The following is a 19,951-nucleotide window of genomic DNA, read 5'->3' as shown; positions in this document are numbered from 1 at the left end:
CGGTCGGTAGTGCGGCCCGCCCGCGAGCGGTGACGCTGCGTACGCCGTTGTGCACCGAACCGCCGAGGAGCTCCCCGATGTCCACCACGTCCACCCCGGGACGGACGCCGTCCCCGCCGGTGCCGCTCGGCCGGGTCGCGGCCGCGAGCTGCGCCGGCACGACGATCGAGTTCTACGACTTCTTCATCTACGGCACCGCCGCCGCGCTGGTGTTCCCGAAGGTCTTCTTCCCCGCGCTGGGCTCCACGGCGGGCATCGTCGCCTCGTTCGCGACGTTCGCGGTGGCCTTCTTCGCCCGCCCCGTCGGCGCGGTCGTGTTCGGCCACTACGGCGACCGGATCGGGCGCAAGCGCACCCTGATCTCGACGCTGCTGCTGATGGGCGTCGCGACCGTCCTGATCGGGCTGCTGCCCGGCGCCGACACCATCGGGGTGGCCGCGCCGATCATCCTGGTGGTGCTGCGGTTCGCGCAGGGCTTCGCCGTCGGCGGGGAGTGGGCCGGGGCGACGCTGCTGACCGCCGAGTACGCCCCGAAGGAGAAGCGCGGGCTGTACGGGGTCTTCCCGCAGCTCGGCCCGGCGATCGCCTTCGCGCTGTCCTCGGCCACGTTCCTCATCACCGGCCTCGTCATGGGTGACACCGACGAGGCGTTCCTGTCCTACGGCTGGCGGATCCCGTTCCTGCTGTCGATCCTGCTCGTCGGGGTCGGGCTGTGGGTGCGCCTGTCCATCGAGGAGACCCCGGCGTTCAAGGAGCTCCAGCAGCGGGCGCAGGCCGAGGCCGCCTCGGCGGACCGGTCGCGGCGGCTGCCGTTCCTGGACGCCGTGCGCGCCCAGCCCCGCGAGGTGCTGCTCTCGGCCGGCGCGCTGGCCATGCTGTTCGCGTTCTTCTACATGGGCACCGCCTACCTGACCTCCTACGGCACCAACCCCGACGGCGCGGCGCTGGCGCGCCCGGTCGTGCTGGGCATCGGCATCGTGGTGGCGGTGGTGTTCGGCATCGCGATCGTCGTGGCGGGCGTGCTGTCGGACCGGTTCGGGCGGCGCAACGTCATCCGCACGTCCTGCATCGCCGGGATCATCTGGGCGCTCGTGCTGTTCCCGCTGCTGGACACCGGGAGCGCGACGGCGTTCGCGATCGGCCTGTCGGTCACGATGGTGATCTTCGCGATCGCCTACGGCCCGGCCGGGTCGTACCTGCCCGAGCTGTTCGCCGCGCGCTACCGCTACACCGGTGCCGGGCTGGGCTACAACCTCGCCGGTGTGCTGGGCGGGGCGATCCCGCCGCTGCTCGCCGCGAGCCTGGCGGCGTCGTTCGGCTCGTTCGCGATCGGCGTCATGCTGTCGCTGATCGGCGTGCTCTCGCTGGTGTGCGTGTCGCTGCTGCCCGAGACCCGCAACCGGGCGCTCGAGCACGAGCAGGTCGACGAGACCGTCCAGGCCTGATCCACCGGACCACCCTGCGGCGGTGGCGCGGCGCCTCGGCTCCCCGGGCGCCGCGCCACCGCACCCCCGATCAGACGCCGGCGGACGCGCGGGCCCGCGCGGGCAGGACGCCCGCCGCCGCCAGCAGGACCGCGGCGCTGACGCCGAACGCCGCCGGGGCGCCGACGCCCCCGGCCAGCGCGCCGGTGGCCACCGCGCCCAGCGCCTGCCCCGCGGTCAGCGCGACGAACAGCACGGCCGTGGCCTCCCCGGCGGCGTGCGGCCGCAGCGCGCTGCCCCACGCGATGAGGACCCCGCTCATCGCGGTGTAGGCGCCCCCGAACGCCGCCCCGGCGACGGCCGCGACGAGCACCGCGCCCGGTGCGAGGGCGAGGGCGGCCGTGCCCGCGGCCGTCAGCGCCACGGTGAGCACCCAGGCGCGCCGCAGGCCCAGCAGGCGCACGGCGTCGCCGCTCAGGGCGCCGAGGACGGCCGCCGCGCCGAGCAGGAACCACAGCGCGGCCGTGGTCCGCTCGGGCAGTCCGCCGGTGGTCGTGACCAGGTCGCGCCCGAACGTCCACACCGCCGCGCTGCCGGCGCCCGCGACGGCGGCGGCCAGCAGGGGGCGCCGTATCCCGGTCGTCGCCCCTCCCGCGGGTCGCGGGCCGGGCGCGGCGGGCCACCGTGCGAGGCGGTCGACCGCCGCGGCGGTGAGCAGGGCGGCCGCGGCGGCGCCGAACCAGACGGGGCGCCAGACCTGGGGTGCGGCGAGCACCGCGGCACCGGTGACCGCGACGCCCACGCCGGTGCCCGCGTTGACCACGGCCTGCGCGCGGGCGACCAGCGGCCCGCGCACCGTCGAGGCCACCGCGACGACCATCGCCGGGGACGCGGCACCCGCGGCGCTCCCGGCCACGAGCACGCCGAGCGCCAGCACCGGGGCGGACGACGCCGTCGCGACCACCAGCGCGCCGGCCGCCGCCACCGCCGCGGCCAGCCACAGCACCGTCCGCGCCGAGCCCCGGGCGAGCAGGCGCTGCGCCGCCAGCGCGCTCGCGCAATAGGCGGCGAACCCGCCCGCCGCGACGGCGCCGGCCGCCGGTGTCGACAGCGAGAACTCCGCCGCGAGCTGGGGGAGCTGCAGCCCGTAGCCGTAGCGGACCACCCCGTACGTCACCGCGATGAGACCCGTCCCGGACGCGACGAGCCCTGACTGTAACGATCGTTTCGCCATAGTGGTCGTTACAGTACGGGGCATGGACGGACCCGGCGCGCGGGAGCGGCTCCTCGACGCGGCCGAGGAGCTGTTCTCCGAGCGCGGGATCGCCGCGACGGGCGTCGACGCGGTCCTGAAGCGCGCCCGCGTCGCCCCGGCCACCCTCTACGCGCACTTCGGCGGCAAGGACCACCTCGTCGCGGCCTCCCTGCAGCGCCGCCACGAGCGGTGGCGCGCGCTCTGGGATGAGGTCCTGCTGCGCTGCGGCGACGACCCCGCCGCCCGCGCCCTGTCGGTCTTCGACGCCCTCGACGAGCTGCACCGGCGGGAGGAGGCGGCGCGCGGCTGCGCGTTCCTGGCCGCGGCGGTGGAGGTCGTCGACCCGGGGCACCCGGCGCGGGAGTGGCTCGCCGCCGACACCCGCCTGCTCGACGAGCGCCTGCGCGACCTGGCCGCGGCCACGGGCGCGGCCGACCCCGACGCCCTGGCGACCGAGCTCCTGCTCCTCTACGACGGCGCCCTGGCGGCGAGAGCGCGGCGAGCGATCACAGGAACCCGAGAGAAGCCGGAGGTGAAGGCCGTGGCACGAGCAGCACTCACACGCCACGTCCCCCCACCACCGCAGGTCGGAGCCAGAACGCTGTCGGAAGGGGGCCGCTGACCGCGTTCCGGCTCCGAAGTGCGGCTCAGGGGGCCAGGGCCGCCACCAGCTCCGCTCTCGTCGCCTCGTCGTGGATCAGGTACGCCCAGCCGTCGGTCGTCTCGAGGACGGTCGGGGTGCGGGAGGACCGCAGCCTCGACGGCCGCACCGCCGTCACGGCGCCGACGCGCGTGCGCAGCGGGCCGCGCGGGCGCCGCACGACGAGGGTCCCGTCGGCGTGCAGGACCACGTCGTGCGCGGTGTGCGCGACCTGCCACCCGACGACGGCGCCGACCGCGAGGACGACCAGCCCCGGCACCACCCCGGGCAGCGACCCGCCGGCCAGGGCGAGCACGACGAGCACGACGAGCACGGCGCCGGCGACGAGCAGGACCAGGCCGATCAGCGCGGAGACCCGCAGCCAGGTGAGCCAGGACCCGCGCAGCGGCCAGCGGGCCACGCCCTCGACCCCCGGCTCCGCCATGTCCGGCCTCCGTCCCGACGCCCGCGCACGGGCGAGTGTGGACGAGAGGGACGCGCGGGGGAAGGGGGGAGATCCGCTACCAGCGGGTGGTGCCCCCGGCAGGATTCGAACCTGCGCTTTCGCCTCCGGAGGGCGACGCTCTATCCCCTGAGCTACGGGGGCTCGGGTGCGTCAAGCCTAGCGCACCCGGCCCGGTCACAGCGGCAGGGGCGTCCCGCCGCGGGCGAGCAGCAGCTGGCGCAGGTACTCGGCCTCCGAGGTCTGCGAGCTGAGCATCTGGGAGGCGAGGCTGCGGACCTGCGGCACCGACGCGCTCTCCGCGGCGTAGCGCAGCATCTCGGCCCCGCCCTCGTGGTGGCGCAGCATCAGCTGCAGGAACAGGACGTCGAGCCGGGGGCCGGTCGCGGCGCGCAGGGCGTCGAGCTCGGCGGTACTGGCCATCCCGGGCATCGTGGCGACCGGGCCGTCCGCGGCGCCCGTGCCCATCCCCGCGTGTCCGTGCTCGCCGGTCATCCATGCCATGTAGCCGCCGATGGGCAGCGCCGGGGCGTCCCACAGCGCGAGCCAGCCCTGCATCTGGCCGACCTGGTTGTTCTGCGTCTTCTCGATGTCGGTGGCGAGCTGCGCGAGAACCGGGTCGGTGGTGTGGTCGCGCTCCCAGCTCGCCATGTCGACGCCCTGCAGATGGTGCACCGACATGTCCTGCGAGAACCCGACGTCGACGCTTCCCGGTTCGGGCGTCGACGACGAGCCGGGCACGCCGAGCAGCAGCCCGCCCGCGGCGCCGAGCAGGAGCAGGCCCACCACCGCGACGACCGCGACGAACGGACGCACCCACCGCGCCTCGCCGTCCGCGGGGGACGGCGAGGTCGGCGGACGCTCCACCGAGACGGTCACGATCCCGCGTCGGGCGTGACCGCGTCGGCGCCCGCGGTGGTCTCGGCCTGCGTGCCGGGGGTGCCGGGCGCCGGGGCGGGGACGAAGGGCGGCGGGGACGAGCGGACGAAGCCGCCGGAGACGCCGACCTCGGCGCAGCTCGCGCCGGGCTCGGGGTGGGTGTTGCGGTTGACGCGCAGCGCGGCGACGAACTGGTCGATCCGCGCGTCGTTCACGTCGGTCAGCTTGAGCTGGTGGCCCCAGGACTGCAGGGAGAACGGGGTGTCGAGGCCCGGGAACGGCGACATGACCATGTACTGCTGGCCCTCGACCTTCGCGCGGAGCGTGTCGAGCGCCGCCCCGCTGACCTGGTCCGGGTCGTAGGTGATCCACACCGCGCCGTGCTCCAGGGAGTGCACGAGGTTCTCGCTGCGCACGGCCTGGTCGTAGACGACCCCGTTGCAGGCGGCCCAGACCGCGTCGTGCGCGCCGCCGAAGGGCGGGCTCTGCGTGTAGGCGACCTGCGTGACGGGGTCGACGTGCTGTCCGCCGGTGTACTCGATCACCTGGACGCCCTCGATCTGCGTCGACGGGTCGGGGTTCTCCGCGGTGGGCGTGAACGGCGCGAGCGCCGACAGCCGCTCGGCGTTCTCCTCCCCGCGCAGGAACGCGTAGCCGAAGACGGCGCCGGCGAACAGCACCACGACGACCACCGCCGAGATGAGGCCCCACGGCGTCGACCGCTGGGTCACGACCGCGGCGCGCGCGTTGCGCACCGCCTTGCTGTTCTTGCCGCTGACCATGAACCGTCCCACCATCGCGCGTCCGGGTGCCGTCACCCGGACGGCCCTTGCGGCCCCCGAGTCTAGGAGCGGTGCCTGAGAAACCCATGAGCAGCACCTCCTAGACTCTTGGAGTGACTCCCGCCCAGCTCGCCGACCTGGTCCGCGCCACAGCGACCGAGGTTCTCACGACGCGCGGCCTGGACGTCGCGGCGCTGCCCGACGACGTCGGTGTCGAGCGCCCCCGCAACCCCGACCACGGCGACTACGCCACGAACGTCGCCATGCGCACCGCGAAGAAGGCGGGGGTCGCGCCGCGCGACCTGGCGGGCTGGCTCGTCGAGGCCCTCACCGGCCGCGACGGCATCGCCTCGGCCGAGATCGCCGGCCCCGGCTTCATCAACCTGCGCCTCGCGGCCGACGCCCAGGGCGCGGTCGTCGGCGAGGTCCTGGCGGCGGGCGAGGCCTACGGCACCGGCGACGAGTACGCCGACCGCGTCGTCGACCTCGAGTTCGTCTCGGCCAACCCGACCGGCCCGCTGCACCTGGGCCACACCCGCTGGGCCGCCGTCGGCGACGCCCTGGGCCGGGTCCTGGCCGCGCGCGGCGCCAAGGTCACCCGCGAGTACTACTTCAACGACGCCGGCGGCCAGATCGACCGCTTCGTCTCCTCGCTGGTGGCCGCGGCCGAGGGCCGCCCGACGCCCGAGGGCGGCTACGGCGGCGCCTACATCGGCGAGATCGCCGCGCAGGTGCTGGCCGCGGAGCCCGGGGCGCTCACCGACCCCGACCGCGACGAGGTCTTCCGCAGGATCGGCGTCGACCTCATGTTCGACGAGATCAAGCGCGCCCTGCACGCCTTCGGCACCGACTTCGACGTGTGGTTCCACGAGAAGACGCTGCACGACAACGGGGCCGTCGACACCGCGGTGCAGCGGCTCAAGGACTCGGGCAACCTCTACTTCTCCGACGGCGCCTGGTGGCTGCGCAGCACCGACGAGGGCGACGACAAGGACCGCCCCGTCATCAAGAGCGACGGCAAGCCCGCCTACATCGCCGGCGACCTCGCCTACTACCTCGACAAGCGCGCCCGCGGTTTCGACCTGTGCATCTACATGCTCGGCGCCGACCACCACGGCTACATCGCGCGCCTGCGGGCGGCCGCGGCGGCGTTCGGCGACGACCCGAACACCGTCGAGGTGCTGATCGGGCAGATGGTGCGGCTGTTCAAGGACGGCCAGATGCTCAAGATGAGCAAGCGCGCCGGCACCGCGGTGAGCATGGACGACCTCGTCGGGTTCGTCGGCGTCGACGCCGCCCGCTACTCGCTGATCCGCAGCTCGATCGACTCGGTGCTCGACCTCGACCTCGACATCCTGAGCCGCCGGACCAACGACAACCCCGTCTTCTACGTCCAGTACGCCCACGCGCGGCTCTCGTCGCTGGCGCGCAACGCCGCCGACGTCGGGCTGGAGCCCGGCACGTCGTTCGGCCTGCTGGAGCACCCGCGCGAGGGCGAGCTGATCCGCACGATCGGCGAGTTCCCGGCCGTCGTCGCCACGGCGGCGGAGCTGCGCGAGCCGCACCGGGTCGCCCGCTACCTGGAGACGCTCGCCGCCACCTACCACCGCTTCTACGACTCCTGCCGCGTCCTGCCGATGGGCGACGAGGAGATCTCCGACCTGCACCGCGCCCGCCTCGCGCTGTGCGTGGCCGCGCGGCAGGTGCTGGCCAACGGCCTGGGTCTGCTGGGCGTCAGCGCGCCGGAGCGGATGTGAGCGCCGACGTGCTCCTCTCCGCGGAGGCGCAGTCATGAGGGCGCACCCGGCCGGGCCGCTGCACGCCGGCATCTCGGCGCCGCCCGAGACCGCCGGCCCGCGCCCCGTCGACGCCGCCGGGTTCGACGAGCTGGCCCCGTCGGTCTGGCCGCGGCACGCCGCGCGCGGGCGGTCCGGCGCGCTGGAGGTGGCGGGCGTCGACGTCCGCGACCTCGCCGAGCGCTTCGGCACGCCGCTGTTCGTCGTCGACGAGGACGACTTCCGCTCGCGCGCCGCGGAGTTCGCCGCCGCGTTCGGCGCCGCGTCGGTGCACTACGCGGCGAAGGCGTTCCTGTCGGTCGAGGTCGCACGCTGGGTCGCGCAGGAGGGCCTCTCGCTCGACGTGGCGAGCGGCGGCGAGCTCGCCGTCGCCCTGCGCGCGGGCTTCCCGGCCGAGCGGATCGCGGTGCACGGCAACAACAAGTCCACCGAGGAGCTCACCGCCGCCGTCGAGGCGGGTGTGGGCCGGGTCGTGCTCGACTCCTTCCACGAGATCGCCCGCCTCGACGCGATCGCCACCGCGCACGGCGTCGTCACGCCCGTGATGATCCGGCTGACGGTCGGGGTCGAGGCGCACACGCACGAGTTCATCGCCACCGCCCACGAGGACCAGAAGTTCGGCTTCTCCATCGCGGGCGGCGACGCGAGCGCAGCGGCCGAGGCGGCGCGGCGCGTGCTGCGCTCCCCGGGGCTGTCGCTGGTCGGGCTGCACAGCCACATCGGCAGCCAGATCTTCGACACCGAGGGCTTCGAGGTCGCCGCGCACCGCGTGGTGCGGTTCCTGGCCGCGTTGCACGAGGAGCACGGGGGTGCCGCACTCACCGCGCTCACCACGCTCGACCTCGGCGGCGGCTTCGGCATCGCCTACCGGGCGGACGAGACCCCGCTCGACGTCGCCGAGCTCGCCGAGGAGCTGCGCGGCATCGTCAAGAAGGAGTGCCACGCCGAGGAGCTCGACGTACCGGAGATCGCCGTCGAGCCCGGGCGCGCGATCGCCGGGCCGGGCACCGTCACGCTCTACGAGGTCGGCACGCTCAAGGACGTACCGCTGGGACGGTCGGCGGGGGGCGCGTCGTCGGGCCGCCGCTACGTCAGCGTCGACGGCGGCATGAGCGACAACATCCGCACCGCTCTCTACGACGCCGTCTACGACTGCCGGCTGGTGTCGCGCTCCTCGGAGCGCGACGGCACCGGCGAGGCCGTGCTGTCCCGGGTCGTCGGCAAGCACTGCGAGAGCGGCGACATCGTCGTGCGCGACTGCTGGCTGCCCGCCGACCTCGCCCCGGGCGACCTGCTCGGCGTCGCGGCCACCGGGGCGTACTGCTACTCGATGGCGAGCTCCTACAACCGCCTGCCGCGCCCCGCGGTGGTCGCGGTGCGGGACGGGCAGGCGCGGGTGCTGCTGCGCCGCGAGACCGTCGAGGACCAGTTCCGGCTGGAGGTCGGCCCGTGAGTCCTGTCACGCGCGCGGGCGGCGACGCGGTCGCGCACCGGAGCATGACCCCCACTGTCGTCAGCGAGGAGCGAGCGTGAACGGGAACGCGGTGCGGGTCGCACTGCTGGGGTGCGGCACCGTCGGCGGCGAGATCGTGCGCCTGCTGCGCGAGCAGGCGGGAGAGCTGGCCGCACGCGCCGGGGCCCCGGTCGAGCTCGTCGGCGTGGCCGTGCGGCGCCCGCACAAGCACCCCGAGCTGGGTGACCTGCTCACGACCGACGCCACGGCGCTCGTCACGCGCGAGGACGTCGACGTGGTCGTCGAGGTGATCGGCGGCATCGAGCCCGCACGCACGCTGCTGCTCGAGGCGCTCAAGGCCGGCAAGTCGGTGGTCACGGCCAACAAGGCGCTGCTCGCCGAGGAGGGCGCGGCGCTGGCCGAGGCCGCCGACGCGTCGGGCGTCGACCTGTTCTACGAGGCCGCGGTCGCCGGCGCGATCCCGCTGCTGCGCCCGCTGCGCGAGAGCCTGGCGGGCGACCGCATCACCCGCGTCGCCGGCATCGTCAACGGCACCACCAACTTCATCCTCTCCGCGATGACGGAGTCGGGCGCGGGCTACGCCGACGCGCTGGAGGAGGCCACCCGGCTCGGGTACGCCGAGGCCGACCCGAGCGCCGACGTCGACGGCTACGACGCCGCGTCCAAGGCCGCCATCCTCGCGACGCTGGCCTTCCACACCCGCGTCACGGCCGCCGACGTGCACTGCGAGGGCATCCGGTACGTCACCGCGTCCGACATCGCCGCCGCGCGCGGCATCGGCTGCGTGATCAAGCTGCTGGCGATCTGCGAGCGCGCGCCCGCCACCGCCGACACCCCGGAGTCGGTCTCCGCCCGGGTCTACCCGGCGATGATCCCCGCCACGCACCCGCTGGCCGGCGTCGACGGCGCGTTCAACGCCGTGTTCGTCGAGGCCGAGGCCGCGGGGCAGCTCATGTTCTACGGCCAGGGCGCGGGCGGCGCCCCCACCGCCAGCGCCGTGCTCGGCGACCTCGTGGCCGTCGCGCGCAACCGCGTCCACGGCGGGCGCGGGGCGCGCGAGTCGGCCTACGCGCACCTGCCCGTGCTGCCGATCGGCGCGGTCGCCACCCGCTACCACGTGAGCCTCGAGGTGGCCGACCGCGCGGGCGTGCTGGCGGCCATCGCGGGGGAGTTCTCCGCGCAGGGCGTCAGCATCGCCGCGGTGCGCCAGACCGGCGGTGTCGCCGACTCCGCCGGAGCCGACCCGGTCAGCGCCGCGCGGCTCGTCGTCGTCACGCACGCGGCCCCGGAGGCGGCGCTCGCCGCGACCGTCCGCGTGCTGGCCGGGCTCGATGCCGTGCACGCCGTCGACAGCGTGCTGCGCGTCGAGGACCTCGGACGAAAGGGTGTGGCCCCGTGACCTCCACCTCCGCGACATCCCCTCCTGCGACATCCCCCCTCGCTCCCGTCGGGCGGTCCACCCGCTGGCCGGGCGTCATCGAGGCGTTCCGCGACCGGATGCCGGTCGAGCCGGGCTGGACGGTCGTCACGCTCGGGGAGGGCGGTACGCCGCTGCTCCCGGCGCCGCACCTGTCGCAGCTCACCGGCTGCGAGGTGTTCCTCAAGGTCGACGGCGCCAACCCGACGGGCTCGTTCAAGGACCGCGGGATGACGATGGCGGTCACCGACGCGCTCGCGCAGGGCAAGCAGGGCGTGATCTGCGCGTCCACGGGCAACACGTCCGCCTCGGCCGCCGCCTACGCCGCCCGCGCGGGCATGACCTGCGCCGTCCTCGTGCCGCAGGGCAAGATCGCGCTCGGCAAGCTCGCGCAGGCGGTCGCGCACGGGGCGCGGATCGTGCAGGTCCAGGGCAACTTCGACGACTGCCTGGAGCTCGCCCGCAAGACCGCGGCCGAGTACCCGGTGGCCGCGCTGGTCAACTCCGTGAACCCCACCCGGATCGCCGGGCAGGCGAGCGCGGCCTACGAGATCTGCGACGAGCTCGGCCGCGCGCCCGACATCCACTGCCTGCCGGTGGGCAACGCGGGCAACATCACCGCCTACTGGGCCGGCTACCGCGCCTACGCGACGGACGGCCTGATCGACTCCCCGCCGCGGATGTTCGGCTACCAGGCCGCGGGCGCCGCACCGCTCGTGCACGGCGCGCCGGTGAAGAACCCGGAGACGATCGCCACGGCCATCCGGATCGGGTCGCCCGCGTCCTGGGCGCAGGCGCAGGCCGCGCGCGAGGAGTCCGGTGGGCGCTTCGCCGCCGTCACCGACGAGGAGATCCTCGACGCCTACCGGCTGCTGTCCTCCCGCGAGGCGGTGTTCGTCGAGCCCGCGTCGGCGGCGAGCGTCGCGGGGCTGCTGCAGTCGAGCGCCGACGGCACGCTGCCGCGCGGCTCCCTGGTGGTGTGCACCGTCACCGGGCACGGCCTCAAGGACCCCGACACGGCGCTGCTCACCGCGCCCGCGCCCACCGTCATCCCCATCGACCCGAGCGCCGTCGCCGACGCGCTGGAGCTGCGTTGATGCGCCCTCCGCCGACGACCCGGACGCCGGTGCTCCCACTGACGGACCCCACCTGATGGGCAGGCCCCGTCAGGTCCGCGTCCGCGTGCCGGCGTCGTCGGCCAACCTCGGCCCCGGGTTCGACTCCCTCGGCCTCGCGCTGGGCCTCTACGACGAGGTCGAGGCGTGGGTCGCCGACGACGGCGTCGGCGTCGAGGTCGTCGGCGAGGGCGCGGGGCAGGTGCCCTGCGACGACACGCACCTCGTCGTCCGCGCCATGCGCACCGCCTGGAACATCACCGGCGACGCCCCCGCGGGGCTGCGGCTGCGCTGCGTCAACGCCATCCCGCACTCGCGCGGACTGGGCAGCTCCGCCGCCGCCGCGGTGGCCGGGGCCGTCGCCGCGGTCGTGCTCGCGGGCCGTGACGTCGAGCTCGAGCGCGACACGCTGCTGCAGGTCACGGCCGGTATGGAGGGCCACGCCGACAACGCGGCGGCCAGCCTGCTCGGCGGGTTCGTCATCGCCTGGGAGACCGTCGGGAATACGGCGGGGCGCTTCCACGCTGTACGGCTCGACGCGCACCCGGGCATCCACCCCGTGGCGCTCGTCGCGGGGACGGAGTCGTCGACCTCGACCACCCGGGGGCTGCTGCCCGACCGGGTCCCGCTGGTCGACGCCGCCTTCACGGGCAGTCGCACCGCACTGTCGGTGCTGGCGTTCACGCAGCGCCCCGAGCTGCTGCTCCCCGCCACCGAGGACCGCCTGCACCAGGGCTACCGGCGTCCGGCGTACCCGGACTCGGCCGACCTGGTCGACGCGCTGCGCGCCCACGGGGTCCCGGCCGCCATCTCCGGCGCCGGTCCCACCGTGCTGGCCCTCACCTCCGACGGCACCCTGCCCGCCGGGCTCGACCTGCACGGCTTCGCCACGCTGCCGCTGCCGATCGACACGGCGGGCGCGCAGGTGGAGATCGACTGAGGGCCGCCACGCCGGGGGTGGTGGTTGCCGTGACCAGCGGGGGAGTCTAGTCTCGGGCACGCAACGGCGATCCACGCGTCTTCCGCGTGGCCACTCGGGCCATCTGCGCACCCCGGCACCCTGGTTCACACCGGACCAGTGCTGGAGCCAGACCCGCGCCCGGCCCGAGCGGCCGCCCCCGCGAACAGTCGCAGTGATCGTCGCCCCTGCCTGTCGGGGCGGCCGTGAGGTCCGATGGCCCTCGATCCGTAGACCGACATGTCGTCCGGCACACCGTCCGGGCGAGTGTGTGACATCCGCTGACCAGGGCATCAGACCCGGTCGGTCAGGAAGGACATCTGTGAGCGAGACCGATCTCGTCAGCACCACGCCCGCCCGCAAGCGGGGCGGCCTCACCGGCATGGTGCTGGCGGAGCTCCGCCAGCTGGCCGAGGAGCTGAACATCACCGGCACCACCGGGATGCGCAAGGGCGATCTCATCGCCGCCATCAAGGAGCGCCAGGGCGGGTCGCCGGCCCCCCAGCCGTCCCTCCCGGACAGCGCGGCCCCGGCCGCCACCCCGGCCACCCCGGCGCCCGCCGCCGAGGTCCCGGCCGCCGAGCCCGTGGCCGCCGAGCCCGTGGCCGCCGAGCCCGTGGCCGCCGAGGCCGCTGCGGCCCCGGCCACCGCGCCCGCGCCCACCACCCGTCGCCGCCGCACGGCGTCCCGCCCGGCCGGCGCGCCCGACTCCACGTCGGCGCCCGCTGCGTCGACCCCCGCTGCGTCGACCCCCGCTGCGTCGACCCCCGCTGCGTCGGACCTCGCTGCGTCGACCCCCGCTGCGGCCCCCGCGCCGGTCGAGACCCCGGCTCCGGCCGCGGCCGAGCCCGCCCCCGCTGCGTCCATCGCCGCTGCGTCCGCCCCCGCTGCGGAGGCCCCCGTCGCGGAGGCCCCGGTCGTCGAGGCCCCGGCCGTCGAGCAGGCCCCGGCCACCAACGGCTCCGCCCCGGCGACCGACACCGACACCCCGTCCGAGGGCGGTGGCCGCCGCAGCCGCAGCCGCCGCGGGCGCGGCGCCGACCAGCAGCAGCAGGCCGAGCCCGCGGCCGCCGACGCCGGCGAGCCCGGCGAGGTGGTGCGCGGCGGTCGCGGCCGCAACCGGCGCGACCAGAGCGCGGCGCAGAGCGCCGGGCAGAACGGTGGCCAGAACGACGCCGCCCAGGCGCCCGCCGCCGCCCAGGATGCGCCCGCCGTCACGCAGAACGGCGCGGCGCAGAACGGATCAGCGCAGAGCGGATCGGCGCAGAGCGGATCGGCGCAGAACGGATCGGCGCAGAGCGGCACGGCCCAGAGCGGGCAGACCGACACCCGCGGCGACCGCGACCGGGGCGGCAACGACCGCAACGACCGCGACCGCAACGACCGCGACCGGAACGAGCGCGACCGGAACGACCGGGGCGGCAACGACCGCGCCGAGCGGGACCGGAACGACCGGAACGACCGCGGGGGCAACGACAACCGCGGCCCGCGCGACAACCGCCCGGACGACGACGGCGACGAGGACGGCGACGGCCGCGGCCGGCGCGGCCGCCGCTTCCGCGACCGCCGTCGGGGCCGCGACCGCGACCGCACCGGTGCGCCGGGCGGCGGCGGCCAGGGCAACGTCGACACCGAGGTGCGCGACGACGACGTGCTGCTGCCCGTCGCCGGCATCGTCGACATCCTGGACAACTACGCCTTCGTCCGGACCACGGGCTACCTCTCCGGCCCGACCGACTGCTACGTCTCGCTCTCGCTCGTGCGCAAGCACGGCCTGCGCCGCGGCGACGCGATCACCGGTGCGGTCCGCGAGGGCCGCGAGGGCGAGCAGTCGCGCCAGAAGTTCAACCCGCTCGTGCGCGTCGACACCATCAACGGGCAGGACCCGGAGGCGTCGCGGAACCGCGCGGAGTTCACCAAGCTCACGCCGCTCTACCCGAACGACCGGCTGCGCCTCGAGACCGAGCCGCACATCATGACCACGCGGATCATCGACCTGGTCATGCCGATCGGGAAGGGCCAGCGCGCGCTCATCGTCAGCCCGCCCAAGGCCGGCAAGACGATGGTGCTCCAGGCGATCGCCAACGCGATCACCACGAACAACCCGGAGTGCCACCTCATGGTCGTCCTCGTGGACGAGCGGCCGGAGGAGGTCACCGACATGACCCGGTCGGTGAAGGGCGAGGTCATCGCCTCCACCTTCGACCGCCCGGCCACCGACCACACCACGGTCGCCGAGCTCGCCATCGAGCGCGCGAAGCGCCTGGTGGAGATGGGCCACGACGTCGTCGTGCTGCTCGACTCGATCACCCGCCTGGGCCGCGCCTACAACCTGGCCGCGCCCGCGTCGGGCCGGATCCTGTCCGGTGGTGTCGACTCCACGGCGCTCTACCCGCCCAAGCGCTTCCTCGGCGCCGCGCGCAACATCGAGAACGGTGGCTCGCTCACCATCCTCGCCACCGCGCTCGTCGAGACCGGTTCCACGATGGACACGGTGATCTTCGAGGAGTTCAAGGGCACGGGCAACGCCGAGCTCAAGCTCGACCGCCGCATCGCCGACAAGCGCGTCTTCCCGGCCGTCGACGTCGGCGACTCGGGCACCCGCAAGGAGGAGCTGCTGCTCTCGCCCGACGAGCTGGCCGTCATGGTCAAGCTGCGCCGCGTGCTCTCGGCGCTGGACGACCAGCAGGCCATCGACCTGCTGCTCACCCAGCTCAAGAAGACCCGCACCAACATCGAGTTCCTCATGCAGGTCGCCAAGGGCCTGCCGGTCGGGAACGACGACTGACCACCGGGAATCAGGGGCCGGAGCGGATGGTTAGATAGACCGTCACGCTCCGGCCCCGGTTCACCTCGTCCGCGAGGACCCGGTGCCACTTCGAGAGGAACCACCGTGCGATCTGGCATCCACCCCGAGTACGTCACCACCCAGGTGACCTGCAGCTGCGGCAACTCGTTCACCACGCGCAGCACCAAGACCAGCGGCTCGATCACCGCCGAGGCCTGCTCCGCCTGCCACCCGTTCTACACGGGCAAGCAGCGGATCCTGGACTCCGGCGGTCGCGTGGCGCGCTTCGAGGCGCGCTACGGCAAGCGGGCCGGCAAGTAGCTCCGCCGACGGCGCCCACCCGATCCGGGTGGGCGCCGTTCGCATGTCACGAGGGACCGAGCCAGAGAGGGAGGCGACGATGCCGGCACCGGCCGTCGACGCGCTGCTCGCCGAGCACGCCGAGCTGGAGCTGCGCCTCGCGGACCCGTCGATCCACGCCGACGCCGCGCTGGCCCGCAAGCTGGGCCGCCGCTACGCCGAGCTGGGCCCCGTGGTCACCGCCGCCCGCGCGCTCGACGCCGCGCGTGACGACCTCGCCGCCGCCCGCGAGCTGGCGGCCGACGAGCCGTCCTTCGCCGCCGAGGCCGACGAGATCGCGGCCCGCCTCCCCGCGCTGGAGACGCGCCTGGCCGAGCTGCTCGTGCCGCGCGACCCGCACGACGGCGACGACGTCGTCATGGAGGTCAAGTCGGGGGAGGGCGGCGAGGAGTCGGCGCTGTTCGCGGGCGACCTCGTCCGCATGTACACCCGCTACGCCGAGAAGCGCGGCTGGAAGACCGAGGTGCTCGACGCCACCGTCTCCGACCTGGGCGGCTACAAGGACATCACGCTGATCCTGCGCGCGCGCACCCCCGAGCCCGACGGCGTGTGGAGCGCGTTGAAGTTCGAGGGCGGCGTGCACCGCGTGCAGCGCGTGCCGGTCACGGAGTCGCAGGGCCGCATCCACACCTCCGCGGCCGGCGTGCTCGTGTACCCCGACACCGGCGAGGACGCCGACGTCGAGATCGACGAGAAGGACCTGCGCGTCGACGTCTTCCGCTCCTCGGGGCACGGCGGCCAGAGCGTCAACACCACCGACTCGGCCGTGCGCATCACGCACCTGCCCAGCGGCATCGTCGTGAGCTGCCAGAACGAGCGCAGCCAGCTGCAGAACCGCGCCCGCGCGATGGAGGTGCTCCGCTCGCGGCTGCAGGCCCAGCACGAGGCCGCGCTGGCCGAGGAGGCGTCGGCGGAGCGGAAGTCGCAGGTGCGCACCGTCGACCGCTCGGAGCGCATCCGCACCTACAACTTCCCGGAGAACCGCATCTCCGACCACCGCGTGGGCTACAAGGCGCACAACCTGAGCACGGTGCTCGACGGGGAGCTCGACGACCTGCTCACCGCGCTCACGGCGGCCGACCGCGCGGAGCAGCTGAGCTCGTGAGCCGTCAGCCGCTGCGACTGGCCATCGCCGAGGCCGAACGGCTGCTGGCCGCCGCGGGGGTGTCCTCGCCCCGGGTCGACGCGGAGCTCCTCGCCGCACACGTCGTCGGCGTCGAGCGCGGGCGGCTGATGATGCACCCGCTCGTCGACCCGCCGGTGGTGGAGGCGCTGCGGCAGCTCGTCGTCCGCCGGGCCGCCCGCGAGCCGCTGCAGCACCTGCTGGGCACCGCGGTGCTGGGGCCGGTCGCGGTGGCCGTCGGGCCGGGCGTGTTCACCCCGCGCCCGGAGACCGAGCTGCTGCTGGAGTGGGGGCTCCGCGCGATCGTGGGCGTCACGTCGCCGCTGGTCGTCGACCTGTGCACGGGCACCGGCGCGCTGGCGCTGGCCGTGGCGGCGAGTCGGCCGGACGCGCGGGTGCACGCCGTCGAGGCCGACCCGGGCGCGCTGGTGTGGGCGCGGCACAACATCGCCGCGCACGGCGGCACGGTCACACTGCACGCCGGCGACGTGCGGTGGAGCGACCTGCTGCTCGACCTGGAGTCCCACGTCGACCTGGTGCTGTGCAACCCGCCCTACGTCCCCGACGACACGGAGCTGCCGCCCGAGGTCACCGAGTGGGACCCGCCCGGTGCCGTGTTCGGCGGGCCGGACGGCCTGGAGATCATCCGCGCGGTGATCGCCACGTCGGCGGGCCTGCTGCGCTACGGCGGCCACCTCGCGATCGAGCACGACGACACCCACGGCGAGGCCGTGCCCGCCCTGCTGCGCCGCCGCCGCGTGCTCACCGACGTCACCGAGCACACCGACCTCAACGGCCGTCCGCGCTTCGCCACCGCCCGCCGGGTCGACGCCCGCGCCTGAGGCCGCGGACCGCCCCTCGTAGGCTCGCGCCGTGCCTCCCACCTACGACTGCGCCGACGCCGACGCCCGCCGTGACGGCCTCGCCGCCGCCGCCCGAGCCGTCCGCGCCGGGCGCCTGGTCGTGCTCCCCACCGACACCGTCTACGGCCTGGGCTGCGACGCGTTCGCCGCCACGGCCGTGCGCTCCCTGCTGAAGGCGAAGAACCGCGGCCCGGACATGCCGGTGCCGGTGCTCGTGGGCTCCTGGTCCACGATCGACGGCCTCGTCCTCGGCGTCCCGCGCACCGCGCGCCAGCTCATCGAGGCGTTCTGGCCGGGCGGTCTGTCGCTGGTCCTGCCGCACGCCCCCTCGCTGTCCTGGGACCTGGGCTCCACCAAGGGCACCGTGATGCTGCGCATGCCGCTGCACCCGGTGGCCCTGGAGCTGCTGCGCGACGTCGGCCCGATGGCCGTCTCCAGCGCCAACATCTCCGGCTCGCCCGCCCCCGCCACCGTCGGCGGGGCGCTGGAGCAGCTGGGGGAGAAGGTGCCGGTCTACCTCGACGGCGGCGACTCCGGCGACCCCGTCGCGAGCACCATCGTCGACCTCACCGGCGACGAGCCCCTGGTCCTGCGCCAGGGCGCGGTGACCATCGACCAGGTGCGCGAGGTGCTGGGGCGGAAGGTCCTGACGGCCTGATCGGGACGCCGGACTCGCCCGGCCGCCGGGCCGTGGTCGGTTCTGTGTGGGCTCGGTGATCGTCAGGAGTGTGACGTCAGGGTCGCCGTGGCGACCGTGGTGTCGCGTTCTCGCTGATCGAGGGATGCCGGGTGACCGCCGGTCGGTGATCGGCGGGAGTGCGCCGTGGTGGTCGCCCGGAGGGCGCTGGGCCGCCCTCACCCCCGTCGGGGAGGCCGAGGAGGTCGGCCAGGTGGTCGGCACCGTCGGCGAAGAACCGCTCGTGGTCGGCCACCACGTTGTGCGTGTGGCCGAACAGCTCGAAGCTGATCATGCCGAACACGCTGGTCCAGGCCAGGATCGAGCGGGCGGCCAGCGAGGAGCCGGAGTCGCCCGCGGGCAGGCCGACCCGCTCCGCGACGCGGGGGGCCAGCACCGCGTCGCCGCCGCCCTGCGGCACGGGGACGTCGCCGGCGGCGAGGCCGTCGGCGACGAGCCGGCACAGCACCTCGCCCACCCGCGACGCCGGGCCGATCGTGGTCCGGGGGGCCGCGTAGCCGGGGACGGGGGAGCCGTAGACCAGCGCGTACTCGTGCGGGTGCGCGAGCGCCCACTCCCGGGCCGAGCGGCAGACGGCGTGCCAGCGGGCGCGCAGGTCGCGCGGCTCGCAGGAGGCGTCGGCCTGCTCCGCGGCCGCGCCCAGGGCGTCGTAGGCCTCGACGATCAGGGCGGTGAGCAGGTCGTCGCGGCTGGGGAAGTACCGGTAGACCGCCGACGACGCCATCCCCAGCTCGCGCGCGACGGCCCGCAGCGACAGCGCCCCCGCCCCGCCGGTGGCGAGGTGCCGGCGCGCCGCCTCGGTGATCTCGCGGGTGAGCTCGGCGCGGACGCGGGCGCGGGTTCCGGTGGCGGTCACCGGGGGAGTGTCGCACAGGAACGAGAGCAGTGCTCTTGACGAGGAGCACCTGGACGTGAACAGTGTGCGGAATAGAGAGCGGTGCTCACGCAATCAGGAGGATCCCATGGCACAGCACGTGATCGTCGGCGCCGGCACGATCGGGAACGGGCTCGCGCAGCACCTCGCCGGGCAGGGCCACGACGTCCGCATCGTCTCCCGCAGCGGGTCCGGCCCGGTGGGGGAGCGCATCGAGCGGGTCGCGGCCGACGCCTCGGACGGCGCCCGGCTGGCTGAGCTGACGACGGGCGCCGTCGCGCTCTACAACTGCGCCAACCCGCCCTACCACCGCTGGGCCGCCGACTGGCCGCCGCTCGCGGCCGCCCTGCTCCTGGCCGCCGAGCGCTCCGGCGCCGTCCTCACGACGATGTCGAGCCTCTACGGCTACGGCCCCGTCGACGGCCCGATGACCGAGGAGACCCCGCCGAGGTCGGCGCCCGGCACGAAGGGTGCGATCCGCAACCGGATGTGGGCCGACGCGCTCGCCCTGCACGAGGCGGGCCGGATCCGGATGACCGAGGCGCGGGCGTCGGACTTCTACGGCCCGGGCCTGCGCACCACCGGCCACCTGGCGGAGTACGCCGTGCCCCGCCTCCTCGCCGGCAAGCGGCCGCGCCTGGTGCAGGGCGACCCGGACGCCCCGCACGCGTGGACCTACGTCGGCGACGTCGTGACGACGCTCGCGGTGCTGGCCGCCGACGAGCGCGCGTGGGGCCGGGCGTGGCACGTGCCGACCGGGCCGGCGCTGCCGGTGAACGCGATGCTCGCCCGGATCGCGCGGACGGCGGGCGTGCCCGAGCGGCCGGTCCAGGTGCTCCCGGCGTTCGCCGTGCGCCTGGGCGGGCTCGCCGTGCCGTTCCTGCGGGAGCTCGCGGAGGTGCGGTACCAGTTCGCGGAGCCGTTCGTCCTCGACTCCTCGGCGGCGCAGCGCACCTTCGGGCTGGCGCCCACCCCGCTCGAGGAGGGCCTCGCCGCGACCGTCGACTGGTGGCGGGAGCAGGCGCGGGCGGCGGCCTGAGCGG

Annotated in this window: 18 protein-coding genes and 1 tRNA gene; 13 read left to right on the top strand and 6 right to left on the bottom strand. The window is 75.1% G+C overall.

All coding sequences use genetic code 11. The features are described 5' to 3' along the window. Positions 1 to 77: 77 nt before the first annotated feature. On the top strand, positions 78 to 1,445 hold the full coding sequence (locus I4I82_RS08235) for an MFS transporter (RefSeq protein ID WP_218590754.1): 1,368 nt from the start codon (positions 78 to 80) through the stop codon (positions 1,443 to 1,445). A gap of 70 nt (positions 1,446 to 1,515) precedes the next feature. Here I4I82_RS08235 and I4I82_RS08230 read toward each other — a convergent pair whose 3' ends face one another. Continuing rightward, positions 1,516 to 2,601 carry a YbfB/YjiJ family MFS transporter gene (locus I4I82_RS08230; protein WP_218590755.1) on the bottom strand — a complete coding sequence of 362 codons (1,086 nt, stop codon included), beginning with the start codon at positions 2,599 to 2,601 and terminating at the stop codon, positions 1,516 to 1,518. A gap of 79 nt (positions 2,602 to 2,680) precedes the next feature. Between I4I82_RS08230 and I4I82_RS08225 the strand changes: the two genes are divergently transcribed. Next, positions 2,681 to 3,301, top strand: a complete 621-nt coding sequence (locus I4I82_RS08225) for a TetR/AcrR family transcriptional regulator (protein ID WP_218590756.1) — start codon at positions 2,681 to 2,683, stop codon at positions 3,299 to 3,301. Between the two features lie 25 nt (positions 3,302 to 3,326). Here the strand turns inward: I4I82_RS08225 and I4I82_RS08220 are convergent, their stop codons facing one another. The 4 genes from I4I82_RS08220 to I4I82_RS08205 all read right to left on the bottom strand — a co-directional run bounded on the left by I4I82_RS08220 (position 3,327) and on the right by I4I82_RS08205 (position 5,479). After that, positions 3,327 to 3,764, bottom strand: coding sequence for a hypothetical protein (locus I4I82_RS08220; protein ID WP_218590757.1), 438 nt, complete (start codon positions 3,762 to 3,764; stop codon positions 3,327 to 3,329). 87 nt (positions 3,765 to 3,851) lie between these two features. Next, positions 3,852 to 3,926: transfer RNA gene (locus I4I82_RS08215), tRNA-Arg, on the bottom strand. Positions 3,927 to 3,959: 33 nt separating this feature from the next. Continuing rightward, on the bottom strand, positions 3,960 to 4,649 hold the full coding sequence (locus I4I82_RS08210) for a DUF305 domain-containing protein (RefSeq protein WP_218600031.1): 690 nt from the start codon (positions 4,647 to 4,649) through the stop codon (positions 3,960 to 3,962). An 8-nt stretch (positions 4,650 to 4,657) separates the two neighbouring features. Next, positions 4,658 to 5,479, bottom strand: coding sequence for a thioredoxin-like domain-containing protein (locus I4I82_RS08205; RefSeq protein ID WP_226369939.1), 822 nt, complete (start codon positions 5,477 to 5,479; stop codon positions 4,658 to 4,660). Positions 5,480 to 5,556: 77 nt separating this feature from the next. Here I4I82_RS08205 and argS point away from each other — a divergent pair, with 77 nt between their 5' ends. The 10 genes from argS to I4I82_RS08155 all read left to right on the top strand — a co-directional run bounded on the left by argS (position 5,557) and on the right by I4I82_RS08155 (position 17,995). Beyond that, complete coding sequence (gene argS, locus I4I82_RS08200; protein ID WP_218590758.1) at positions 5,557 to 7,200, top strand: arginine--tRNA ligase; 1,644 nt, start codon at positions 5,557 to 5,559, stop codon at positions 7,198 to 7,200. 34 nt (positions 7,201 to 7,234) lie between these two features. Beyond that, positions 7,235 to 8,692 (top strand): diaminopimelate decarboxylase, encoded by a 1,458-nt coding sequence (gene lysA, locus I4I82_RS08195; protein ID WP_218590759.1) that lies wholly within the window; start codon positions 7,235 to 7,237, stop codon positions 8,690 to 8,692. Positions 8,693 to 8,768: 76 nt separating this feature from the next. Next, positions 8,769 to 10,112, top strand: a complete 1,344-nt coding sequence (locus tag I4I82_RS08190; protein ID WP_218590760.1) for a homoserine dehydrogenase — start codon at positions 8,769 to 8,771, stop codon at positions 10,110 to 10,112. A gap of 98 nt (positions 10,113 to 10,210) precedes the next feature. Beyond that, positions 10,211 to 11,227: a threonine synthase gene (gene thrC / locus I4I82_RS08185; protein WP_218590764.1), complete on the top strand. Its 1,017-nt coding sequence runs from the start codon at positions 10,211 to 10,213 to the stop codon at positions 11,225 to 11,227. A gap of 55 nt (positions 11,228 to 11,282) precedes the next feature. Next, on the top strand, positions 11,283 to 12,185 hold the full coding sequence (gene thrB, locus I4I82_RS08180; protein WP_218590761.1) for a homoserine kinase: 903 nt from the start codon (positions 11,283 to 11,285) through the stop codon (positions 12,183 to 12,185). Between the two features lie 340 nt (positions 12,186 to 12,525). Further along, complete coding sequence (gene rho, locus I4I82_RS08175) at positions 12,526 to 14,991, top strand: transcription termination factor Rho (protein ID WP_372481154.1); 2,466 nt, start codon at positions 12,526 to 12,528, stop codon at positions 14,989 to 14,991. Positions 14,992 to 15,096: 105 nt separating this feature from the next. Continuing rightward, on the top strand, positions 15,097 to 15,312 hold the full coding sequence (rpmE, locus tag I4I82_RS08170) for a 50S ribosomal protein L31 (RefSeq protein ID WP_218589764.1): 216 nt from the start codon (positions 15,097 to 15,099) through the stop codon (positions 15,310 to 15,312). Between the two features lie 79 nt (positions 15,313 to 15,391). Continuing rightward, on the top strand, positions 15,392 to 16,456 hold the full coding sequence (prfA, locus tag I4I82_RS08165; protein WP_218589765.1) for a peptide chain release factor 1: 1,065 nt from the start codon (positions 15,392 to 15,394) through the stop codon (positions 16,454 to 16,456). Continuing rightward, complete coding sequence (prmC, locus tag I4I82_RS08160) at positions 16,453 to 17,316, top strand: peptide chain release factor N(5)-glutamine methyltransferase (protein WP_218589766.1); 864 nt, start codon at positions 16,453 to 16,455, stop codon at positions 17,314 to 17,316. The genes prfA and prmC overlap by 4 nt, the downstream gene beginning before the upstream one ends. Before the next feature lie 31 nt (positions 17,317 to 17,347). Then, positions 17,348 to 17,995 (top strand): L-threonylcarbamoyladenylate synthase, encoded by a 648-nt coding sequence (locus tag I4I82_RS08155; protein ID WP_218589767.1) that lies wholly within the window; start codon positions 17,348 to 17,350, stop codon positions 17,993 to 17,995. 76 nt (positions 17,996 to 18,071) lie between these two features. Here I4I82_RS08155 and I4I82_RS08150 read toward each other — a convergent pair whose 3' ends face one another. After that, on the bottom strand, positions 18,072 to 18,890 hold the full coding sequence (locus I4I82_RS08150; RefSeq protein WP_218589768.1) for a TetR/AcrR family transcriptional regulator: 819 nt from the start codon (positions 18,888 to 18,890) through the stop codon (positions 18,072 to 18,074). A gap of 106 nt (positions 18,891 to 18,996) precedes the next feature. Here I4I82_RS08150 and I4I82_RS08145 point away from each other — a divergent pair, with 106 nt between their 5' ends. Then, complete coding sequence (locus I4I82_RS08145; protein ID WP_218589769.1) at positions 18,997 to 19,947, top strand: NAD-dependent epimerase/dehydratase family protein; 951 nt, start codon at positions 18,997 to 18,999, stop codon at positions 19,945 to 19,947. Positions 19,948 to 19,951 lie beyond the last annotated feature (4 nt).

The organism is Pseudonocardia oceani (genome assembly GCF_019263585.2).
In the GTDB taxonomy this organism is placed as follows: domain Bacteria; phylum Actinomycetota; class Actinomycetes; order Mycobacteriales; family Pseudonocardiaceae; genus Pseudonocardia; species Pseudonocardia oceani.
Note: the sequence above shows the minus strand (reverse complement) of the source record. Positions and strands in the feature narration are given on the sequence as shown.

What these genes read in the sequence shown, in the direction of transcription:
- I4I82_RS08235 (WP_218590754.1), top strand. Translation starts at nt 78, where the DNA reads ATGTCCACCACGTCCACCCCGGGACGGACGCCGTCCCCGCCGGTGCCG.
- I4I82_RS08225 (WP_218590756.1), top strand. Translation starts at nt 2,681, where the DNA reads ATGGACGGACCCGGCGCGCGGGAGCGGCTCCTCGACGCGGCCGAGGAG.
- I4I82_RS08220 (WP_218590757.1), bottom strand. Translation starts at nt 3,764, where the DNA reads ATGGCGGAGCCGGGGGTCGAGGGCGTGGCCCGCTGGCCGCTGCGCGGG.
- lysA (WP_218590759.1), top strand. Translation starts at nt 7,235, where the DNA reads ATGAGGGCGCACCCGGCCGGGCCGCTGCACGCCGGCATCTCGGCGCCG.
- thrC (WP_218590764.1), top strand. Translation starts at nt 10,211, where the DNA reads ATGCCGGTCGAGCCGGGCTGGACGGTCGTCACGCTCGGGGAGGGCGGT.
- thrB (WP_218590761.1), top strand. Translation starts at nt 11,283, where the DNA reads ATGGGCAGGCCCCGTCAGGTCCGCGTCCGCGTGCCGGCGTCGTCGGCC.
- prfA (WP_218589765.1), top strand. Translation starts at nt 15,392, where the DNA reads ATGCCGGCACCGGCCGTCGACGCGCTGCTCGCCGAGCACGCCGAGCTG.
- I4I82_RS08145 (WP_218589769.1), top strand. Translation starts at nt 18,997, where the DNA reads ATGGCACAGCACGTGATCGTCGGCGCCGGCACGATCGGGAACGGGCTC.